The 20288-nt window shown below is 33.7% G+C and carries 17 protein-coding genes; 9 read left to right on the top strand and 8 right to left on the bottom strand.

Features of this window, described 5'->3' with window-relative positions:
* Positions 1 to 44: 44 nt before the first annotated feature.
* From nrfD to LQU93_RS02265, 3 genes are read left to right on the top strand one after another with little or no spacing between them, the layout of a single operon-like run.
* Positions 45 to 971: an NrfD/PsrC family molybdoenzyme membrane anchor subunit gene (gene nrfD / locus LQU93_RS02275; protein ID WP_229932273.1), complete on the top strand. Its 927-nt coding sequence runs from the start codon at positions 45 to 47 to the stop codon at positions 969 to 971.
* Positions 972 to 1006: 35 nt separating this feature from the next.
* Complete coding sequence (locus LQU93_RS02270; protein WP_229932272.1) at positions 1007 to 1675, top strand: response regulator transcription factor; 669 nt, start codon at positions 1007 to 1009, stop codon at positions 1673 to 1675.
* Complete coding sequence (locus LQU93_RS02265) at positions 1659 to 2768, top strand: sensor histidine kinase (RefSeq protein WP_229932271.1); 1110 nt, start codon at positions 1659 to 1661, stop codon at positions 2766 to 2768. The genes LQU93_RS02270 and LQU93_RS02265 overlap by 17 nt, the downstream gene beginning before the upstream one ends.
* A gap of 198 nt (positions 2769 to 2966) precedes the next feature.
* Here the strand turns inward: LQU93_RS02265 and LQU93_RS02260 are convergent, their stop codons facing one another.
* The 8 genes from LQU93_RS02260 to LQU93_RS02225 all read right to left on the bottom strand — a co-directional run bounded on the left by LQU93_RS02260 (position 2967) and on the right by LQU93_RS02225 (position 15210).
* On the bottom strand, positions 2967 to 3677 hold the full coding sequence (locus tag LQU93_RS02260) for a thioredoxin domain-containing protein (RefSeq protein WP_229932270.1): 711 nt from the start codon (positions 3675 to 3677) through the stop codon (positions 2967 to 2969).
* 42 nt (positions 3678 to 3719) lie between these two features.
* Complete coding sequence (gene selB, locus LQU93_RS02255; protein WP_229932269.1) at positions 3720 to 5543, bottom strand: selenocysteine-specific translation elongation factor; 1824 nt, start codon at positions 5541 to 5543, stop codon at positions 3720 to 3722.
* The gene (gene selA / locus LQU93_RS02250; protein WP_229932268.1) at positions 5536 to 6861 is read right to left on the bottom strand and encodes an L-seryl-tRNA(Sec) selenium transferase; all 1326 of its coding nucleotides are present in this window, start codon (positions 6859 to 6861) and stop codon (positions 5536 to 5538) included. The genes selB and selA overlap by 8 nt, the downstream gene beginning before the upstream one ends.
* A gap of 121 nt (positions 6862 to 6982) precedes the next feature.
* Positions 6983 to 7477, bottom strand: coding sequence for a flavodoxin FldA (gene fldA / locus LQU93_RS02245; RefSeq protein ID WP_229932332.1), 495 nt, complete (start codon positions 7475 to 7477; stop codon positions 6983 to 6985).
* A 7-nt stretch (positions 7478 to 7484) separates the two neighbouring features.
* The gene (locus LQU93_RS02240) at positions 7485 to 8198 is read right to left on the bottom strand and encodes a hypothetical protein (protein WP_229932267.1); all 714 of its coding nucleotides are present in this window, start codon (positions 8196 to 8198) and stop codon (positions 7485 to 7487) included.
* A 42-nt stretch (positions 8199 to 8240) separates the two neighbouring features.
* On the bottom strand, positions 8241 to 8558 hold the full coding sequence (locus LQU93_RS02235) for a DUF2325 domain-containing protein (protein WP_229932266.1): 318 nt from the start codon (positions 8556 to 8558) through the stop codon (positions 8241 to 8243).
* A gap of 1616 nt (positions 8559 to 10174) precedes the next feature.
* Positions 10175 to 13738, bottom strand: a complete 3564-nt coding sequence (nifJ, locus tag LQU93_RS02230; RefSeq protein WP_229932265.1) for a pyruvate:ferredoxin (flavodoxin) oxidoreductase — start codon at positions 13736 to 13738, stop codon at positions 10175 to 10177.
* 176 nt (positions 13739 to 13914) lie between these two features.
* Positions 13915 to 15210, bottom strand: coding sequence for an MFS transporter (locus tag LQU93_RS02225; RefSeq protein ID WP_229932264.1), 1296 nt, complete (start codon positions 15208 to 15210; stop codon positions 13915 to 13917).
* 86 nt (positions 15211 to 15296) lie between these two features.
* On the opposite strand from LQU93_RS02225, the gene LQU93_RS02220 reads away from it, so the two are divergent.
* From LQU93_RS02220 to LQU93_RS02195, 6 genes are all read left to right on the top strand, one after another.
* Positions 15297 to 15902 carry a non-canonical purine NTP pyrophosphatase gene (locus LQU93_RS02220; protein WP_229932263.1) on the top strand — a complete coding sequence of 202 codons (606 nt, stop codon included), beginning with the start codon at positions 15297 to 15299 and terminating at the stop codon, positions 15900 to 15902.
* A gap of 42 nt (positions 15903 to 15944) precedes the next feature.
* Positions 15945 to 16514, top strand: a complete 570-nt coding sequence (locus LQU93_RS02215; RefSeq protein WP_229932262.1) for a nitroreductase family protein — start codon at positions 15945 to 15947, stop codon at positions 16512 to 16514.
* 2 nt (positions 16515 to 16516) lie between these two features.
* On the top strand, positions 16517 to 16963 hold the full coding sequence (locus LQU93_RS02210) for a ribonuclease domain-containing protein (RefSeq protein ID WP_229932261.1): 447 nt from the start codon (positions 16517 to 16519) through the stop codon (positions 16961 to 16963).
* Complete coding sequence (locus tag LQU93_RS02205) at positions 16960 to 17226, top strand: barstar family protein (protein ID WP_229932260.1); 267 nt, start codon at positions 16960 to 16962, stop codon at positions 17224 to 17226. Before LQU93_RS02210 ends, LQU93_RS02205 begins: the two co-directional genes overlap by 4 nt.
* Before the next feature lie 71 nt (positions 17227 to 17297).
* Entirely contained in the window at positions 17298 to 18509 is a 1212-nt protein-coding gene (locus tag LQU93_RS02200; protein ID WP_229932259.1) for a saccharopine dehydrogenase family protein, read from the top strand.
* 207 nt (positions 18510 to 18716) lie between these two features.
* Positions 18717 to 20222 carry a phosphoethanolamine transferase gene (locus LQU93_RS02195; protein ID WP_229932258.1) on the top strand — a complete coding sequence of 502 codons (1506 nt, stop codon included), beginning with the start codon at positions 18717 to 18719 and terminating at the stop codon, positions 20220 to 20222.
* The last annotated feature ends 66 nt before the right edge of the window (positions 20223 to 20288 follow it).

Genomic DNA, 20288 nt, shown 5'->3' with positions numbered 1-20288 from the left:
CTAATGAGTAAAATGCAAACACCACATGACAGAAAGGATAACAGATGAATAATATGTGGGGAAGCATGGCTCAATATAGCGAAATTTATTGGCCATGGCCAATTGCAATCTATCTATTTTTAGCTGGTTTATCAGCTGGTGCGATGATGGTTGCGATTATACAAAGATGGCGTGGAGTAGAAGATGGTTGTTTTAAAGCAGGAGCATTTTTAGCACCAGTTATGATTAGTATCGGACTTGCACTTTTGGTTTTTGACCTTGGTAAGCCACTTGATTTTTATTGGATTTTGTTAAAGTATAATTTCACTTCGGTTATGTCTATTGGTGTGGCGTTGCTTTTAGTTTATACACCACTTGCATTTGTTTATGCAGCATATGCATTTAAAGACTATGCTTTATTAAGTGTATTTAAGGGGCTTTTAGATAGTATAAGCAAATTGGGACTTTTAAAAATTGTTGAAATTTTACTATTTGTTTTGGCGATTGGAGTTGGTGTTTATACTGGATTTTTGCTTAGTGCAGTAGGCAAGATCGCTCTTTGGAATAATAGTGTTTTACCAATATTGTTTTTGGTTTCAGGTTTTAGCTCTGGTGTTGCCGCTTCAGTATTGTGTGCCATTTGGTTTTTTGAAGTTGATAAACACTCAGTTGCAAAGCTTTTAAAGCTTGACTTATTTGCCATCTTGCTTGAGATAGTGCTTATAGGCATTTTGTTTGCAGTTGTATCATCAAATGGCGGTGAGAATTTTATCAAACATGCACTTGTCACAACAAATACGTTAGCGATAATGTTTTGGGTTGGCGTTGTTGGTGCTGGTTTAGTATTGCCAATACTTATTGATTTAACTGCACTTAAAAATCATGCTTATAAACCAGGAATTATTGTTTTAAATACATTTTTGGTTTTAGTTGGCGTAGTGCTTTTAAGATGTTATATTGTGTATGCAGGGCAGGTATTTATGGGTGTTTGATCCCATAATTTTGCCCTGTTTTTAAGGAGAATAGGGTGAAAATACTTTTGCTTGAAGATGAGTTTGATTTCGCCCAAAGCGTAAGTGAATATCTTACTGCTTTGGGATATGAAGTTGATATTGCTAGTGATGGCATTGTTGCTTGTGATTTGATTGCCAATAACTTTTATCATTTGTTTATGCTTGATATAAAAGTGCCAAATGTTAATGGTTTTGAGGTCATAAAATATATAAAAAGTCTAAATATACAAACCCCAATAATGATAACTACATCGCTAACCGATATCGATGATATGGCGATAGGTTATGAACTTGGGTGTAATGAATATCTAAAAAAACCATTTGAGTTGGCTGAGTTAAAATTTCGAGTGACCGAACTCATGCGAAAATATTATAATGTAGATGATAAAAATACAATTGTTCTTCATCAAGGATTTAGCTACAATGTCATAAAAAAGACATTGTTTAAAGGTGCTAGTGTTGTTGATTTAAGTGCCAAAGAGACAGAGCTAGTTGGTTATCTTAGTGAACATGCAAATAGATATGTAAGCATTACTGAGTTGCGTGATGTAGTTTGGGATGGCAAAGAGATAGAAGAAGCCGATATTAGAATGCATGTTTTAAAAATTCGTAACAAAACAACAAAGGATTTTATCAGCTCAAAAAGGCGAGTTGGATATAAAATAGATGCTAAAAACATATAAAATTCCAATATTTGCTTCGCTTGTTATAGTCATGCTTTTTATAGCTAAAAGTATGACTACCTTAAATCTTACACAACAAGATGATACGCTAAAAAGCCTATTTGGAATAATGAAATTTGAAGAGAAAATCAGAATAAGCTTCATAACTGCAAATACCTTACCAAGCTCTGTGATATATGAGTATGCCATTTATAATGCGAGTGGCGATGAGATATTTTCAAGCTTGAAAATAAAACCAAAAGATATGAAATTTAGTGTTAGAACTGAAAACGATAGACTGTTTTATAAAAATTTTTTCTTAGTTAATGAATTGCCATATTTTATCGTCATTGCTCAGAAAATTTCAAATAAAAAAAATGTATTTTTTGTAATTTTAATGCTTGTTTTTACTCTAACTTTGGTTATTTTTAGTCTTTATTTATCGTATCTAGCCAGTATAAAACCATATAAAGAGGCTCAAAAATATATGAATAATTTTTTTAATGACGCAATGCATGAGCTTAAAACTCCACTTGGTATAGCAAGTATGAACTTAGAGATGTTAGGTATAGAAAACAAGCATACAAATCGTATTAAAAATGCATTAAAGCATATGCAAATCACATATGAAGATGTGGAGTATTATATCAAGCGTGGTTATATAAAATTTCCAGATGAAAATATTAATATTAGCGATTATTTGCGAATGAGAGTTAAATTTTTGCTTTCGATTGCTGATGTTAAAAATATAAAAGTTTATTTTTATATTGATCCGAACTTATATGTAAAAATTTCAAAACTAGCCCTTCAAAGAGTGATAGACAACACGATAATAAACGCCATAAAATATAGCCCACAAAATAGCAAAATTATAATTGATTTAAAGCAGGATGGTGATAGAATTTTATTTAAAACGCAAGATTTTGGACAGGGTATTAAGGATATTAAGCGTGTTTTTAAGCGTCATGAGCGAGAAGATATGGTGCAGGGCGGATTTGGACTTGGGCTAAGTATAGTGCATGAGATATGCAATAAATACGGCATAATATGCGAAGTGCAAAGCGAAGTAGGGGTTGGAAGCACATTTAGTTATAAATTTAAAAAGACAATTTAGTTTTATATTAATTTAGATATTTTTAAAATTTGCGTTTTTAGTTAAGTTTATTAAGAATTAAATTTACCTTATTACAATTTGATACAAAAACAACAAAATATTAATACAAAGACATAGTAGATCCGCTAGAAATAATGAAATTTAAAGTGATAAGATCAAAATCTAATAGTTAGATTAAAAGCCCAAATGGGCTTTTTGTTATTTAATTAAATTTGCTTCATCTAAGTATTTTGGAACACTTCTTATACCAGCACTAAAATACTTTTGTCTTAGCTCATTCATTTTTGCTACTTCTTTTTCACTTACGCTATTTTCAGGGACTTTTGCATCCTCGGCGAAGTATTTTCTTAAAATTTTGACCTTATCGCTATCGCTTTTTGCTGTAGCTATTTCTTTGTAGATTAAGTGTGATTTTTCAAGACTGCTTATATCATGCACTGGTGTTAGTATGATTTTGATGTTTTCAGTTTTTAAGTGTTTTTCTATTTGAGCTAATTCTGCTCTACAATATGGGCATTCTGGGTCAGAAAACATTACTTTTGTAGGTTTTTTTGAGTCATTTCCTAATGATATTATGTTTTCTTTGCTCTCGTTTTTATACACTACGCTCACTTTTTTATCGGTCATTTTATTGTTGATTTCAGATTTGTAGCTCTTGCCTTCTTTTAGATCTATAACATCTGGAAAAACAAAGTCACCTTTTGTAAATATTACGTCACTTTCGCTTACTTTGTCGTCGCTTAGTTTGACAACTATTGCTTCTACGTCATCTTGCACTTTTATTCGTTCATCGATACTTACTTTGACGTTTGGTGGTAGCATTTGTGAGTAAAATCCTTTGATTTGTTCGTCGCTTGCACCAAAGGCAAAACTAGAAGCCGCAAGGCTTGCAATGATAATTTTTTTCATTTTTATCCTTTTTTAAAATTTTTTGAGATTATAGTGTATTGTTTATAAATTCTTTTTAAATATTCTATTATTTTCAATTTTTATGATATCATTTTCGCTATCTAGTATTTCTAAATACGCTATGGCAAATTTTCTACTTAATCCAAGCTTGTCTTTTACATTTTGCACGTTTGCATATCCATCGTCTTTGATGATTTGTTTTAGATTTAAAAGTGCTGTTTGTAAATGTTTTTTTGTGATAAAAAGGTTGTGAGCTAGCCTTACTACACGTCCTTGTTTTGTAAGTATTTTTAGTGCGTTATCGCCACTTGCTCTATCAATTTCTAAGCTATCATATATGTTATAAGGTGCTTGTGGTGTGAGATTTTCGCTATCTAAGATAGAATAAATTTGCTCTGTAAGCTTTGCTTTTAGCTCACTTATATCTATACCTGTTTTTGTATAAATTCCATCATTTTTAGTGATTATGCCTATGTTTTCTAGCTCATTTATGGCTAGTTGCGAGAGTGCCACGCTTGCCCAGTTTAGTTTTAGGCTAATGCTTGTTGCTGAAAACATTGCATATTTATTTTTAGATATTATAAATTTTATAAACTCTATTATCTGAAATTTGGCACTTTCATCATATACATTTAGTGCCACTTCATCAACAAAGGCATTTGATAATGTCTTTGCTATGCTTATAGCTTCTTCGTGGCTTAGTGCAAATCTTTGATATGAGCCAATAAGTCCAAAGCCGTTTTTGTGTGCTTTTTTTAAAATTTCAAAAGCTTTTTTAAAATTTTTATCTTTTAATGCAAGAAGCAAGGATATTTTGTTTGGTTTTTTCATAGGTTCATTTATGGGATTTAGCACATTGCCACCCCCTATAACTCTGGCGTTTTTTAGTATAACAAATGCTTCGTTAAACATTAAAAACATAGGTTTTGGAAATTTAAATGTTGCAAATTTGTATTTTTCATCACTTAGTATAGCGACTTTGGCATTTATTTGTTTGCTTCCGACACAAAAGCCAATCACATCGTTGTGCTTAAGCTCATCTGCATAGACTATAGCATCTATCTCGTTAAAGCCCCTAAAGTAGCCCTTTTTGCTTAAAAGCTGCCCTTTGCTGATGCCTAAGATATTAGATGTGTTTAAATTTAGTGCTGCTCTAGTTGAGCTAGTTGCGACCAAGACGTTGCTATCGTGTATCTGAATGGAGCGAACGCTTATTTCCTTATTGAGTTCGCAGTTTAGTATTTTCTCGCCAACTTTTACACATCCGCCAAGCACACTACCAGTGACAATTGTCCCAATTCCTTTGATGTTAAAAACTCTATCTATATAGTAGCGAAAAACATCATTTTCATTACGTTTTTTGGCTTTTAAGTTAAAAAAATAGTTTTTTAATTCACCTATTCCACTATTATCTTTTATACTTACAAAAAAGCTATTTAGCATATTTAAATTATGTTTGATTAATTCTTGTTTTGTTTGCTCTAATACCTCGTTTTGACGCGAAAATTCTACTTTATCACATTTTGTAATGGCTACAATTATATTTTTAACACCTAATATACTAAGCACTATAAGATGCTCTATGCTTTGTGGCATAATACCATCGTCTGCTGCAACAACAAATAATGCTAAATCAAAGCTAAAAGCACCACTTATCATGGTTTTTACTAGATTTTCATGACCTGGAACATCGATAAATGATATATTTTCATCGCCGTTTTTGATGTTTGAAAAGCTTAAATTTATTGTTATGCCACGCTCTTTTTCAGCGTCCAAACTATCGCCATCAAATCCATTTAGTGCTTTTATTAGTGATGTTTTGCCGTGATCTATGTGTCCTGCTGTGCCAATTATTAAGCTATTCATTTTCTACCTTGTTGATGATGTTTATTAAAATTTCGACATCATTATCTAGTAGCGAGCGTAAATCAAGTATAAACTCATCATTTTCTACTCTGCCAATTACGTTATAATTTCTATATTTTGCTTCGTTTTTTATAGCATTGCCGCTTATTGATAGGGCGATTGTTGGGATTTGTTTATTTGGCAAGCTACCACCACCTACATAGGTTTTTGATGTGATGATTTTAAGTGGTTTTTTTAGTTTTTGATTGATTGTGTGAGCTAAATTTTCAAGCTCATCTTGAGTTTTATTTATCATGTATGGCGTATTTATTAGATAAATTTCTTCGTTTAAATAAGCCTTTATGCTTTCGCTTAATATGGCAAGAGTTATTTTATCTACTCTTAGCATACGCATTAGCTGATTTGCTTTTAGCTTTTTTATTAACTCTTTTTTGCCTAGCACTATGCCACATTGCACCGAGCCAAATAGCTTATCACCGCTAAAACTAATAAGACTAACACCGCTTTTTATAAGCTCACTTATGCTCTCTTCATTTTTGTCTAAGTTGTGATTTAGTCTAATTGCACTCGCACTTCCTAAATCGTAATAATCAATCAAATCATGCTCTTTTGCTATCTGTGATAGCCTACTCATTTTAACACTTTGAGTAAAACCAACCATATCAAAATTTGATCTATGTGCTTTAAAAATCATCTTTGTGTTTTCATTTATTGCATTAATGTAATCATTTTCATTTGTTTTATTTGTTGTGCCAACTTCTTTTAGTGTCGCACCAGCACTGCTCATCACTTCAGGCACTCTAAATCCACCACCTATTTCAACTAATTCTCCACGACTTACGATAATTTGGGCATTTTTTGCTAGAGTGTTTAGTATCAAAAACACAGCAGCGGCATTGTTATTTACAACCAAGGCATCATCGCAGCCAAACATCGTGCTAAGTAATGAGCCTATATAATCATATCTGTTTGCGCGATTGCTTGTTGTTAAGTCATATTCTAAATTTGTATAGCTTGTTATTGCATCACTTGCACGGTTTAAAATTTCACGATGTATTACGCTTCGACCTAAATTTGTATGCATGATGATGCCGGTTGCGTTTATTAATTTTTGTAAATTTAGTTTTTTGTATTTTTCATATTGGTTTGAAATTTCATCTATAATTTCATCTTTGCTTAGCGAGTTTTTGCCATTTTGTATATTAACTCTTTCATTTTGTATCACCTCTCTTGCAATTTTTGCTAAAATTGGCTTTGAAAAGGTGCTAAATTTTTCATTGCTTAAAATTTTATCGATTTGGGGTAGGTTTTTATACATTTTTGCTCCAAGTATTTTTGTTATACTGTTGGATATTTTATCTAAAATTTATGGTATTTTGGAAAATTTTTAAATTGTTGCGTATTTTGTGAGTAGAAGGGCAATGCCCTCCTTTTTATAACTATGCAAAGCTTGGCTTAATCGCTTCTAACCAGGCTTTTACTCTATCTTCTGTTTTGTCGCTTTCGTTGTCAGCATCAAGTGCCAATCCTACAAATTTACCATCTCTAACAGCGTCAGAGCCATCAAAGCTATAACCATCAGTAGATACGCTACCAACGACATTTGCACCAGCCGCAACTACCGCATCGTATAGTTTTGCCATGCCGTTACAAAACTCATCTGAATAGCTTTGGCTATCGCCTAGACCAAATAGTGCTACAGTCTTACCGCCAAGTGATAGTGAGCCTAAATCAAATGCGTCCCAATCATCTTGTAAGTCGCCACTTCCCCATGTAGATGTAGCCATGATTAGCTTATCATATCCGTTGATTTGTGCTGCGTTTGCATTGCTTACATTTACTACTTCATTTTCTAGTCCAATGTTTTGTGATATGAAGTTTGCTACCTCTTCAGTATTTCCCATACTGCTTCCATAAATGATACCTATCATTATTTTCCTTTCAATAAAATTTCGTATTACTAATCGTATAAGGCACTAGCTTGATTTGGCTATGACCACACTCGCAATGCCTAACCTCAATATGCTTTCGAAATTCGCTATTTCTAGGCATAACCACATAAACTTGTTTAAATCCATGCTCTTTAATAGCAAAGACCGCACTATCTATCTCGTCTTTTACTTTATTTACATCGCTTAGGCTAAAATCGCAAAAGCAAGGCAAAACACAAAGCAATTTTTCGCCATTTTGGCTGATACAGATAGCATTATTTTGAAAAGAAACATCTTTATCAAAATTCTTGTTTGCTATTTTATCATAAACAAACTGAGAAAACATAAAATTTGCATCAAAATTTATCTCAAATTTGCCATTTATAAACAATGTCTTGATTAATTTGGCTACTTTATATTTTGGATTTTTTGAAAATTTGCCTATAAGCTCATAGTTTTTGGTTTTGTAAGCATAAATTATAGCGTTTGAAACCAAACAAAAACTTGTAGCTTTGCAAAATTTCGGCTTTAATAAATCATCGATTTTAGCCAAAAAAGCTCTTTTTATGGAGCCATATTTGGCATATCTTGGCTCAATTTTAAGTTCTTGACTTACACACGCATTATAAAGCGTGATAAAAGCCTTTGTTTTTACAACTTTATTAAGCTTTGAAAAAATACTTGGAGTTGTTTCGCCAATATCTGATAAATATCCGAATCTCATCTAACACTCTTTTTTGTTCTTTATTTGTTGAACTATTTTCATTTAGCACTCTTTTTTGCATCCAAACTCCCTGTCTAGTCCAAAGACTTTACAATACTCACAAAATACACAACTTACGCTTCTTTTTGCACAAACTATTGGTATGTTGCGTTTTTTTGCTTGTGTTTTTATTGTTTTCATGGTGTTGTGATTTAAAAAGCTGGTTAGCATTACTACACACTGCGTATCTTGTGGTATAGGTTTGCGATTTACTCTATTTTCATTTCTTGCATCCCAATGCTCTATTTTTTTAGCACCTAAATCATGTAAGACTGCCTTAATCGGTGTTATCTCATCTGCTCCTATTACTAAAACTGACATCTTGTATCCTTTGCTAACTGATTTTGGTTATTATAAATAAAATATACTAAAACTAATCTTAGTTTTGATACTGAATATCATAAAATTTACAATTTGTAACAAAATTTTACATAATTAAAATAATATGTTAAAGCGTTTTAGCTCACGCAAATCCATGATCAAAAAGCTTTTAGCCACTGCAATAACAATAACATCGCTAATCATATAACTAATAAATAAATTTCAAAAGTAAATTTACATAAAATTTAAGTATTTTTGAAAGCAAATATTTTGCAAAACAAAATGCCTTACTTGGTTTTAAATGTACCATCATGATTTTTGAACTTTGAGACGTTTTAAAAACCTGTCTCATTTTACTCGCCATCGCTTCGCTTGGCTACCGTTGCCACTTTGAGACTTGAGAAGTTTTAAAGAAACATTGCTTCGTGAGTGCTTCGCTTGTTTTTTAAAGAGATTACTAAAGCATAGGAAACAAACATCGGCTATTCCGAGCGTTATGCTTTGCTTTTGTCGCTACCGCCTTGTTTGCTACTCTTATTTTAGACTTGATGGAATTTGCAAATAAATAAAATCTTAAAATTTAGTGAATTTCTAGGCAAAGTTTATGTAAAATTTTAAAAGAGATTAGAATTTATGCCAAAAGACGTAGTCGTAAAAGCAACGAATAAAGCGAAGTTCTTCATAGGGATAACGTTTTGAGTTATCATCTTGTAACGAGCGAAGCGAAGTTAAAAACCAACCATCATGCCGCTACACCTTTAAATTTAAATTAATTTTTATTTTGATACACAAAAACTAAGATTTATTAAATTTGTTTTATAGTTAAAAGTATGTGGCAAGAAAGATTATAAAATAAATATAAAACAATAATATTCACAAAGCAAGATTTGTTTTATTTGTAACTAAAGACAAAGAGTAATGAGATAATGTCTATACGTAGATTGTATGGAGCAAAAGATAAATTTAAAACAAATTTTTAGACCCAATTTAACCTGGACATATTTTTTATTTTTAATTTTAATAAATTTGAGTGTAGGCATAAGAAATTTATCCAATCCATACCTTGCAAAGAAACCATCTATTTATTAATATGATTTTATTGTTTGTTTATTAAAGCAAATTTATTCTTTTGGTGTTTTTATAATGGGCTTTTGTACCCAAGTCTATTATAGGCTCTGTGTAAATTTAGAGTTTTAAAATCACTAAAGTTTGTTTGTAAAACAGCTTTTGGCTATCTAAAAGCATTAAGTAAGGCACAACAAGTGTAACGCTCACAAAGTGATGTTTGTTTTACGCCTTTGCAAAGCCTATTTTGTTTGATTTGGGTTAAATTTATACATAGTGTATTGTATCAAGTATGAAACTAAAATATTAAAATGATTTTACAATCAATATATTTTTAGTATTGTTAAACAAAATCACGCATAAGGATATTAGGAATTTTAAGGCTCGTTAAGTGAGACTTTCTTTTAAAAGTTACAAAGATTAATTTAAAATAGCAAAACTAAAAAATCTTTAATTTAATCGGATGAAATTTATGCCGTTTATTAAAAAAGTGACAACATTTTTTGTTTTAAGGAGATATTTAAAGGGCTACCAAAAGGTAGCCCATAATATTAAGCTAGTTCGTCGCTAAAATCTGCAGTTGCCATACGTTTTAGTTGGCGATAGCGTCTTTGAGCATCGGCTTTGTTGTGTGCGATTAACTCTTCTGCGTGTGAAGGGTTAGCATTTTTAAGTGCATTATATCTTACTTCGTTTAGCAAGAACTGCTCATATTTATCCCATTCTGGCTCTTTTGAAGTTAGCTTGATTGGGTTTTTGCCTTCTTTTAGTAGGCTTGGATCGTATGTGTAAGTTGGCCAGTATCCGCATTTTGTAGCTAGTTCGGCTTGATTGCCTGAGTGAGCTAGACCACCTTTGATGCCGTGAGCTATACAAGGTGCGTATGCAATAACAATACTTGGACCATCATATGCCTCAGCTGCTTGCATAGCTTTGATTACGTTTGCTTGGTTGGCGTTTGAGTTTACTTGAGCAACAAAGATATTACCATAACTCATGGCAATATAGCCTAAATCTTTCTTTTGTACCGCTTTACCACTCGCTGTAAATTGAGCGATTGAACCAGTACGAGATGACTTAGAGCTTTGACCACCTGTATTTGAATAAACCTCTGTATCAAGAACAAGTACATTGATGTTTTCGCCACTTGCTAAAACGTGGTCTAAGCCACCAAAGCCTATATCATAAGCCCAGCCGTCACCACCGATAATCCATTGAGTTTTTGCATTTAGGTATTGTTTTAGGCTTAATAGCTCAGCTGCACCTTCTGCATTTGGATTTTGCTTTAAGATTTCTACTAGCTTATCAGCTATTTGCATACTTACAACTCTATCTTTTTTGTTTGCTATCCAATCGCTATATAGTGCTGCTAGTTGATTTGGCACTTTGTCTTTTGTATCTAGCATGATGTTTTCTATTCTATGGCGAATAGTTTCACTAGCTACTCTCATACCTAGACCAAACTCAGCATTGTCTTCAAATAGTGAGTTAGCCCATGCTATACCACGACCTGTTTGAGTATTTTTAGTATATGGAGTAGATGGAGCTGAACCACCATAAATAGAACTACAACCTGTTGCATTAGCGATAACTGTGTGATCACCAAATAGACGTGATAGAAGTGTGATATATGGAGTTTCGCCACAACCAGGGCAAGCACCTGAGAACTCAAAATATGGTTGTGCAAAACCTACACCAATAACGCTGTCTTTGCCTGTAACGTCATCTTTGTAAGTAACATTTTTAAATAGATAATCAGCATTAACTTGCTCGTTTTTATCCATCTCTTCGCCAAGTGGAACCATAACAAGTGATTTTTCCTTGCTTGGGCAGTTTTGAGCACATAGCTCACAACCTGTACAATCAAGTGGGCTTACTTGAATTTTATATTTTAAACCTTTTTCTTTTGCATTTTTGTTCTTAGCATCTAAAACGTGAGCTTTTACTGTATCAGGAGCTGCTGCTAGCTCTGCATCGTCTATTAAGAATGGACGAATAACTGCGTGAGGACATACAAATGCACATTGGTTACATTGGATACAATTTTCTTCTATCCATTTTGGAACCATTACGCCTACACCACGTTTTTCGTATGCTGTCGAGCCTGACTCAAAGTGTCCATCTTCGTATCCTATAAACGCTGATACTGGTAGGTCATCGCCTTTAGCTGCGTTGATAGGTTTTACGATTTTTTCGATAAATTCATTGCCTACATATGGGCTATCAGCTTTTTTCTCATCATCTGGTAAATTTGCCCATGATGGATCAACTGTAACTTGAACTAAACCATCAGCACCTACATCGATAGCTTTGTAGTTCATATTGATGATAGCTTCACCTTTTTTATTGTATGCTTTATAAGCGTATTCTTTCATGTATTTTTGAGCTTCTTCAAATGGAATAATCTCAGCTAGTTTGAAGAATGCTGATTGCATGATGGTGTTTGTTCTGTTGCCTAGTCCAATTTCGTGAGCTAGTTTTGTAGCGTTGATGATATAAAACTTAGCCTTTCTTGAAGCAAGAATTTTCTTAACTTTGTTTGGAATTCTAGCTACAGTTTCCGCCTCGTCCCAAATAGAGTTTAGCAAGAATGTACCACCTTCTCTAATTCCACCAACAACGTCATATATATCAAGATATGCAGCTACTGAGCAAGCTACAAAGTGTGGCGTAGAAACTAGATAAGTTGAGCGGATTGGTTTTTTGCCAAATCTTAAGTGGCTTCTTGTATAACCGCCTGATTTTTTGCTGTCATATGCAAAATATGCTTGAGCGTATAAATCAGTTTTATCGCCGATAATTTTGATTGAGTTTTTGTTCGCACCAACTGTACCATCAGCACCAAGTCCGTAGAATAAGCACTCTTTAACATCGGCATCACTTAGTGATAGTTTTGGACCAACTTCTAGTGATTTAAATGTAACGTCATCTACGATACCTACTGTAAAGTCATTTTTAGGTGTGTCAAGTTTTAGGTTATCAAATACAGCAATCATTTGAGCTGGGTTTACGTCTTTTGAGCTTAAACCATATCTGCCGCCTACGATTACAGGAGCATTAGCTTGATTGTAATAAGCTGCTTTCATATCTAGATATAAAGGTTCGCCTAATGCACCTGGTTCTTTTGTTCTGTCAAGAACTGCTATTTTTTTAACAGATTTTGGCATTACATCAAATAGATATTTTAGACTAAATGGTCTATATAGATGAACTTTGATAATACCTACTTTTTCGCCTTTAGCTCTTAGATAATCAACTGTCTCTTCTAGAGCTTCTGTAACTGAACCCATAGCTACTATTATACGATCTGCATCTGGATCACCATAGTAATTAAATGGCTTATATTCACGACCTGTTATTTTTGAAATTTCAGCTAGATACTCAGCTACTATATCAGGAACTGCGTCATAGTATTTGTTTGCAAGTTCTCTTGTTTGGAAGTAGATATCATCGTTTTGTGCTGTACCTCTTGTTTTTGGATTTTCAGAGTTGATAGCACCATCACGGAATGCTTGGATAGCTTCTTTATCTACTAATCTTTCAAAATGAGCATAGTCCATAAGCTCAACTTTTTGAATTTCGTGACTTGTTCTAAAACCATCAAAGAAGTGTAAAAATGGCACACGACCTTTGATAGCTGACAAGTGTGCTACACCTGCTATATCCATTACTTCTTGAACTGAACCAGAAGCCAACATAGCAAAGCCAGTTTGCCTACAGGCATAGATATCTTGATGATCTCCAAAGATAGATAGGGCCTGAGCTGCTAACGCTCTTGCACTAACATGGATAACACCTGGTAAAAGTTGCCCAGCTATTTTATACATGTTAGGAATTTTAAGTAAAAGACCTTGTGAGGCTGTGTAAGTAGTGGTTAAAGCACCAGCTTGAAGTGAGCCATGCACTGCACCAGCTGCACCAGCTTCGCTTTGCATCTCTACAACTTTAACAGGCATACCAAAGATATTTTTTTTACCCTGTGCTGCCCAAATATCTGTATAATCAGCCATAGGTGAGCTTGGAGTTATCGGATAAATCCCAGCAACTTCGGTGAAAGCATACGAAGCATAAGCCGCAGCTTCGTTTCCGTCCATAGTTTTCATGATTTTGCTCATGGTTATTCCTTTATTATTAAGGTTGGTTAATATAACTAAACAAGGCATTATATAATTTAAATTTTTAATTATTACTTAGATTTTGATAATTTTCTAAAATTTTATATTTAACATGCGTTAATAAATAAGATATAAGTTAAATAAATTTATAAGAAAGTAAAAAAGCGATAAAATCGTCACTCAATCGCTTTTTTAATATCATTTTCATTTAGAATAGTGCTGTCATATTTAACAACATTTGCTTTTGAAGTGCTAAATCTATCAAAGATACCAGTTAGTCCGTCAAGTGTTTTTAGGCTTACATTTTTTTCGAAATATAGATTTTTAAATACACGCGGATCTTTTAAAGCAAGGAGTAAAATAAACCAAAATGTGCATAAAATAACACAAATAATAGAAAGCTCAAACATGCTATAATGATGAAGTATGTATCCGCCAAAAATTCCCCCAATAAAGCTACCAAAATATCCAAATGAGTTAAATATTCCAAGTGCCGTGCCTTTTTGTTTGGCTTTGACAAATTTTGTCGCACATGATTGAAGGATCGGCTCGTGTAGATTAAAACCGACAAAAAATATAACTACGCCAACCATGAAGATCATAGCACTAGGGGCAAAACTAAAAAAACTATACGCAAGGATAAATAGCAAAACGCCGCTTAAAAGTATGCTTTTGCTAAGTCCTTTGCCATCTCCTAAAAATCCACCTAGCCCCATCGCAATAAAGCCAAAAACCGTGCTAATAGCATAGACCTTCCAAAGCCCTGCTTGTATGTAGCCAAGCTCTTTTACAAGCACGATAGGGATAGCCAAAAACGCGATGCTTGTTAGCATTTTTTGCATTAAATTTGTAAAATTTATGATAAATAGATCTTTTTGGAATATAAGCTTTGAAAATGCGACTTTTTCGCTATCTTCTGCTACTATTTTATTCTCTTTTGGAACGGCTGTAAAAAGCAAAAATATACAAAATATGCTTAACGCACCGCTTAGTAAAAATAGTCCGCCTATTCCCCATTTTTGGCTTAATATCGGACTTAAGACCATTGATGCTGAAAATGCTGTGCCTATAAAAATCCCCATGATTGCCATTGCTTTTGAGCGGTTTTCTTCTGTCGTGTAATCGCTAATCATCGCTGTTGATACGGCACCTATTGCACCAACGCCTTGAAGCAAACGTCCAAATATCATGGTATATATATCATTTGCATATCCGCATACAAATGAGCCTATTATAAAGATAATAAGTCCAAGTGTTAGCGTTTTTTTGCGTCCTATTTTATCAGATAGCGTCCCAAATGGCACCTGAAATATCATCTGAGTAATCGCATAACCGCCTATTAAAAATCCGACTAATTTTTCATTTGCTCCATCAAGCTCTAAAGCATAAAGACTAAGAACTGGCAAAACTATAAATATACCAAAAAATCTGTTTCCTACAATAAAACTAAGTGGCAAAACACTTCTAAGCATAAAATTCCCTTACTAAAAAATACTGATTTTATCACATAAAACTAAAAATTTAGGTAAAATCACACTAAAATTTTAAGGACAAGATTGTGAAAATAGTATTGGCAACTTCAAATAAAGATAAAGTAAAAGAGATAAAAGAGTATTTAAAAGAGTATGAAATTTTGGCTCTTAGTGACGTAATAGAGCCATTTGAGATAGTAGAAGATGGCGATAGTTTTAAGCAAAATGCACTTATAAAAGCAAGAGCTGTTTATGAAAAAGTAAGCAAAATCGATGAAAATTATGTTGTTTTAAGCGATGATAGTGGCATTAGTGTAAATGCACTTGGGCTTAGACCGGGTATTCATTCGGCACGTTATAGCGGTGAAAATGCAACTGATGCCACGAACCGCAAAAAATTAATCGATGAGCTAAATGCTTTAAGCTTAGAAAAATCAGATGCTTACTATACCGCCTGTATAGCCGTTGTTTCAAAATATGGAGAATACACAACTCATGGCTTTATGCATGGGGTTGTTATAAATCAAGAGCTTGGTAAAAATGGCTTTGGTTATGATTTTATGTTTATTGCAAATGGTTTTGATAAGACAATCGCACAGCTAGATGAAAGTGTCAAGCTAGAAATTTCTCATCGCTCAAAGGGGCTAGAACTTGCGAAGTATGTGCTAAAAATGTTGGCTAAAAAGCTTTAAAATTTGATGTAAATTTAATAAAATTGTTTAAAGGACATGCAAATGATGTTAAATGAAGCGATTAGAAAAAGAGCTAGTGTGCGTGAGTTTAACGGCGATATGCCAAGTGATGATGAGATAAGTCAGATAATAGATGCTGCGTATTTAGCACCGCTTACGATGACGAGCAAAAACTCGCACATTAGCGTTATAAGCGATAAAGAACTTTTAAAAGAGTTAGATGAGTGTGGGTTTAAAAAATTTGGCAAAATTTTAAATGTTGAAACATCGCTATATAATGCTCCAGTGCTTATATTAATCTCAGGCAAGATAATAGACACTCCGCCTTTAGGTTGGGGAGTAGATGCTGAAGTGTTTAATCGCAATCTTTTTTGGACAATGGGTTCTGTTGTGCAAAATATGCACTTAAGTGCTGTTGCTTTGGGCTTGGCGGCATGTCCGATAAATACGGTTGTTATAGGGCTTCATGATAGACCAGAGCTTATGAAGCGTGCAGGTGTGCCTGATGGGTATTTGCCACTTTGCTCTTTGGCTGTTGGAAAAACTGAGTATAAATATAGCGAGAAAAAGATAAATGCTGAAAATTTTAGTATAAGCTACTTAAAGGGCTAATAATGAATAAAAAAGTTATATTGTTGCTGGTTTTTGTATGTGCTTTAGTATTAAATTTAGCATATTTTAATATAGATAGTAAATCACAAAATGTTTCACAATCAAGCAAATGTGAAATACAAAGCAAAGAAGAGATTATAAAATATATCCAAGATAATGCTAAATTGCCAGATAATTATATAAGTAAAAATGACGCCATAAAGCTTGGTTGGGACGCAAAAAGTGGTAATTTGTGGGATGTGGCACCATGCAAGAGCATAGGTGGGGATAGATTTGGCAACTACGAAAAGATCTTGCCACAAAAAAGCAGTCGTAGATATATCGAGGCTGATGTTGAGTATCGTGGTGGCAAACGCAATGCTAAACGAATCGTGTATTCAAATGATGGCTTGATATTTTACACAAAAGATCACTATAAAAGCTTTAAAAGAGTAGATAAAAATAGATGAAAAAGATAGTTATAAATGGTGTTTTGATTAAAAATGAAAAGCATTTTTATAAAATTTTAAAAGCTAAATTTAGTCTAACTGATGAGTTTGGATGTAATTTGGACGCACTTTATGATGAGCTAAGCACGGTTAGTGAAAAAATAACAGTCGTGATTAAAAATAGTGAAATTTTAAAGAATAAATTTTTACAAACACAAGAATTTTTAGAATTGCTAAATGACGTATCAAGTCAAAATGATTTTTTAAAATTTCAAGTTTGCTAGGTTGTTTTTAGTTTTAAATTTTATAAAGTTTTAGATAAAATCATATTTTAATTTAATAAAAAGGCTTAAAAATGAAACATATTTTAATCATCGGAGCTGGTGGCGTGAGTCAAGTGGCAACCGTAAAATGTGCGATGAATAGCGATACTTTTAGCAAAATTACCCTTGCGTCTCGCACGAAAAGCAAATGTGATAATATAGCTAAATTTATAAAAGAGCGTTTGGGCGTAGAGATACAAACAGCTACGATCGACGCTGATGACACGGATGCAGTGGTGGAGCTTATTAAAAAAACGGGTGCGGATTTATTGCTAAATGTCGCCCTGCCATACCAAGACCTAACGCTAATGGATGCGTGCGTGCGTGTAGGCATCCCATACATCGACACGGCAAACTATGAGCATCCTGATACGGCGAAATTTGAGTATAAGCTTCAGTGGGCAAAAGATAGCGAGTTTAAAAACGCAAACACGATGGCATTGCTTGGAAGTGGCTTTGATCCTGGCGTGACGAATGTATTTTGTGCCTATGCTCAGCAAAATTTATTTGATGAAATTCATGAAATCGACATACTTGATTGCAACGCTGGAGACCATGGATACGCGTTTGCTACGAATTTTAACCCAGAGATCAACCTTCGCGAAGTAAGCTCAAAAGGTCGCTACTGGCAAGAGGGCGAGTGGATAGAGACTGAGCCGATGCAGATAGGTTTTAAGTGGGATTATCCAAAAGTTGGCGTGAAGGACAGCTACTTGCTCTATCACGAGGAGCTTGAAAGCTTAGTCAAAAACATCAAAGGACTTAAGCGAATTCGCTTTTTTATGACGTTTGGCGAGAGCTATCTAACGCATATGAAATGCCTTGAAAATGTCGGAATGCTACGTATTGACGAGGTCGAGCATAACGGCGTAAAAATCGTGCCAATTCAGTTTTTAAAGACGCTTTTACCAGATCCTGCAAGTCTAGGGCCACGCACAAAAGGCAAGACAAACATCGGCTGCGTCATACGCGGGATAAAAGATGGAGCAGAGCGACAAGTCTATATCTACAACGTTTGCGATCACGAAGCTTGCTACGCCGAAACTGGTGCGCAAGCTGTTAGCTACACCACAGGAGTGCCAGCGATGATCGGTTCGCTGCTTGTTGCAAAGGGCATTTGGAGCGGCAAAGGCGTGTTTAATATGGAAGAATTTGACGCAAAGCCATTTATGGACGAGCTAAACCGCCAAGGTTTGCCGTGGGAGATAATCGAGATGAAACCGGGTGAGAGATACGAGGTATAAAATGCTTAAAATTTATTTAAAGCATTTTTCCCTTACCTTTGTAATTTCATTTTTAATTATTATGGCTATGAGTTTTTTCATAGCCGCTAACGGCACTTATGCACGTAAATTTTCAGTGATTTTACTTACTTGCTTGATAATTGCTGTGGGGGGGGGGGAATATGGGGTCATGGATATAGATATTTTGTATCTTTGTTTAGCATTTTTGTGCTACTATTTATTCCATTTTCAATCTTTTTTTATGACGCAAATTTATACTACCACATAAATGTCGCTCAGGCATTTTGCCTTTGTGTATCTTTGATTTTACTTATTTTAATTTCTCTTTTAAAAAGCAAAATTTTTCTAGCTTTAGTTGCCTTGCTAGTAGGCTGTATTGCACTTATTTATGGTGGGTACTTTGCCATAAACGGCGAACCTTTGGCAAGTGATGCATTAATAGCTGTTTTGCAAACTAATAGGAGCGAGGCATATGAGTATTTGGCTGCTCATCAAAATTTTTCACTATATCTGGTTAGTTTTGTTATCGTTTCTTTGCTTTTTATTTTTATAAAGACAAGTTTGGGTTTAAAATTTAATAAAAGCAAGAAAATTTTTATATTTTCTATATCAATAGTTTTAATGCTTTGCGTATTTAATATGCATAAATTTATTACCGTTAATAATATTTATAGTATTTATGGCATAGATGACACTATAAAACACTTTGAATTAATGAGAAAATTTAAAGAAAATTACAAAAATAGAATGGCTTTGGTTGATGGGATAAAGAGTGATGAAGACGGTGTTTTTGTATTAGTTATTGGCGAAAGTCAAAATCGTAATTATATGAGTGTTTATGGATATAATGAGCCAACTACGCCATTTTTAAATGAGCTTAAAAACGATAAAAATGCCATCTTTTTTACAAATGCTCACTCAAATCACACACATACAGCACCTGTTTTAAACTATGCTTTAACAAGCAAAAACCAATACAACAAACTAGATTTTGAACTTTCGCCTTCGATTTTAGACGTAGCAAATAAACTTGCCTTCAAAACTGTTTGGATCTCAAATCAGCCAAAATTTGGGCTTTGGGGTGCGGCTGTTAGCGATATAGCTGTAAGTGCAAAAGATGTGATTTTTACATCGACTCAAGAAGATGAGTATGTTAGACCAGATGAGGTGATATTGCCAAAGTTAAAGCAGGTGGCAATCGAGGATAAAATGTTAATAATTATACATTTGATGGGAAATCACTCGTCTTATATACAGCGTTATCCAAGGGAATTTGCAAAATTTGGTAAAGGCTTGTTAAATGAGTATAAAAATAGTGTATTTTACAGCGATTTTGTATTAAGTGAAATTTTAAAAACTGTGAAAAAATTTAAAAATTTTAAGGCTCTTGTTTATCTATCAGATCACAGTGAAGCAGTAGGCAATGGCGATCATGATTCGGCTAGGTTTAGATACGAAATGACGCAAATTCCATTTTTTGTATATTTTTCACCTAATTATCAAAGTGAAAAAGTGGTGCAGAATTTGCGAGAAAATAAGGATAAATTTTGGACTAATGATTTGCTTTTTGAGGTGCTAAGTAGTATGATGGGCGTTAAAAATATAAAAATAGATTTAAAAAATGACATAACAAGCGAGTCTTATGATGATAATATTTCTAGATTTATGACTTTGCACTCAAAAATATTTTTTACTGATGTTATTTCAAAATAGCCTTATTATAATATGCCAAATTATTTAATACTTGGCATATTTACTGATTAAATTTACCAAGCACAA

The sequence above is a fragment of the Campylobacter majalis genome (genome assembly GCF_905120465.1).
Classification (GTDB): Bacteria; Campylobacterota; Campylobacteria; order Campylobacterales; family Campylobacteraceae; genus Campylobacter_A; species Campylobacter_A majalis.
The sequence above is the reverse complement of the archived record's forward strand: the minus strand, read 5'-3'. Positions and strand labels throughout refer to the sequence as shown.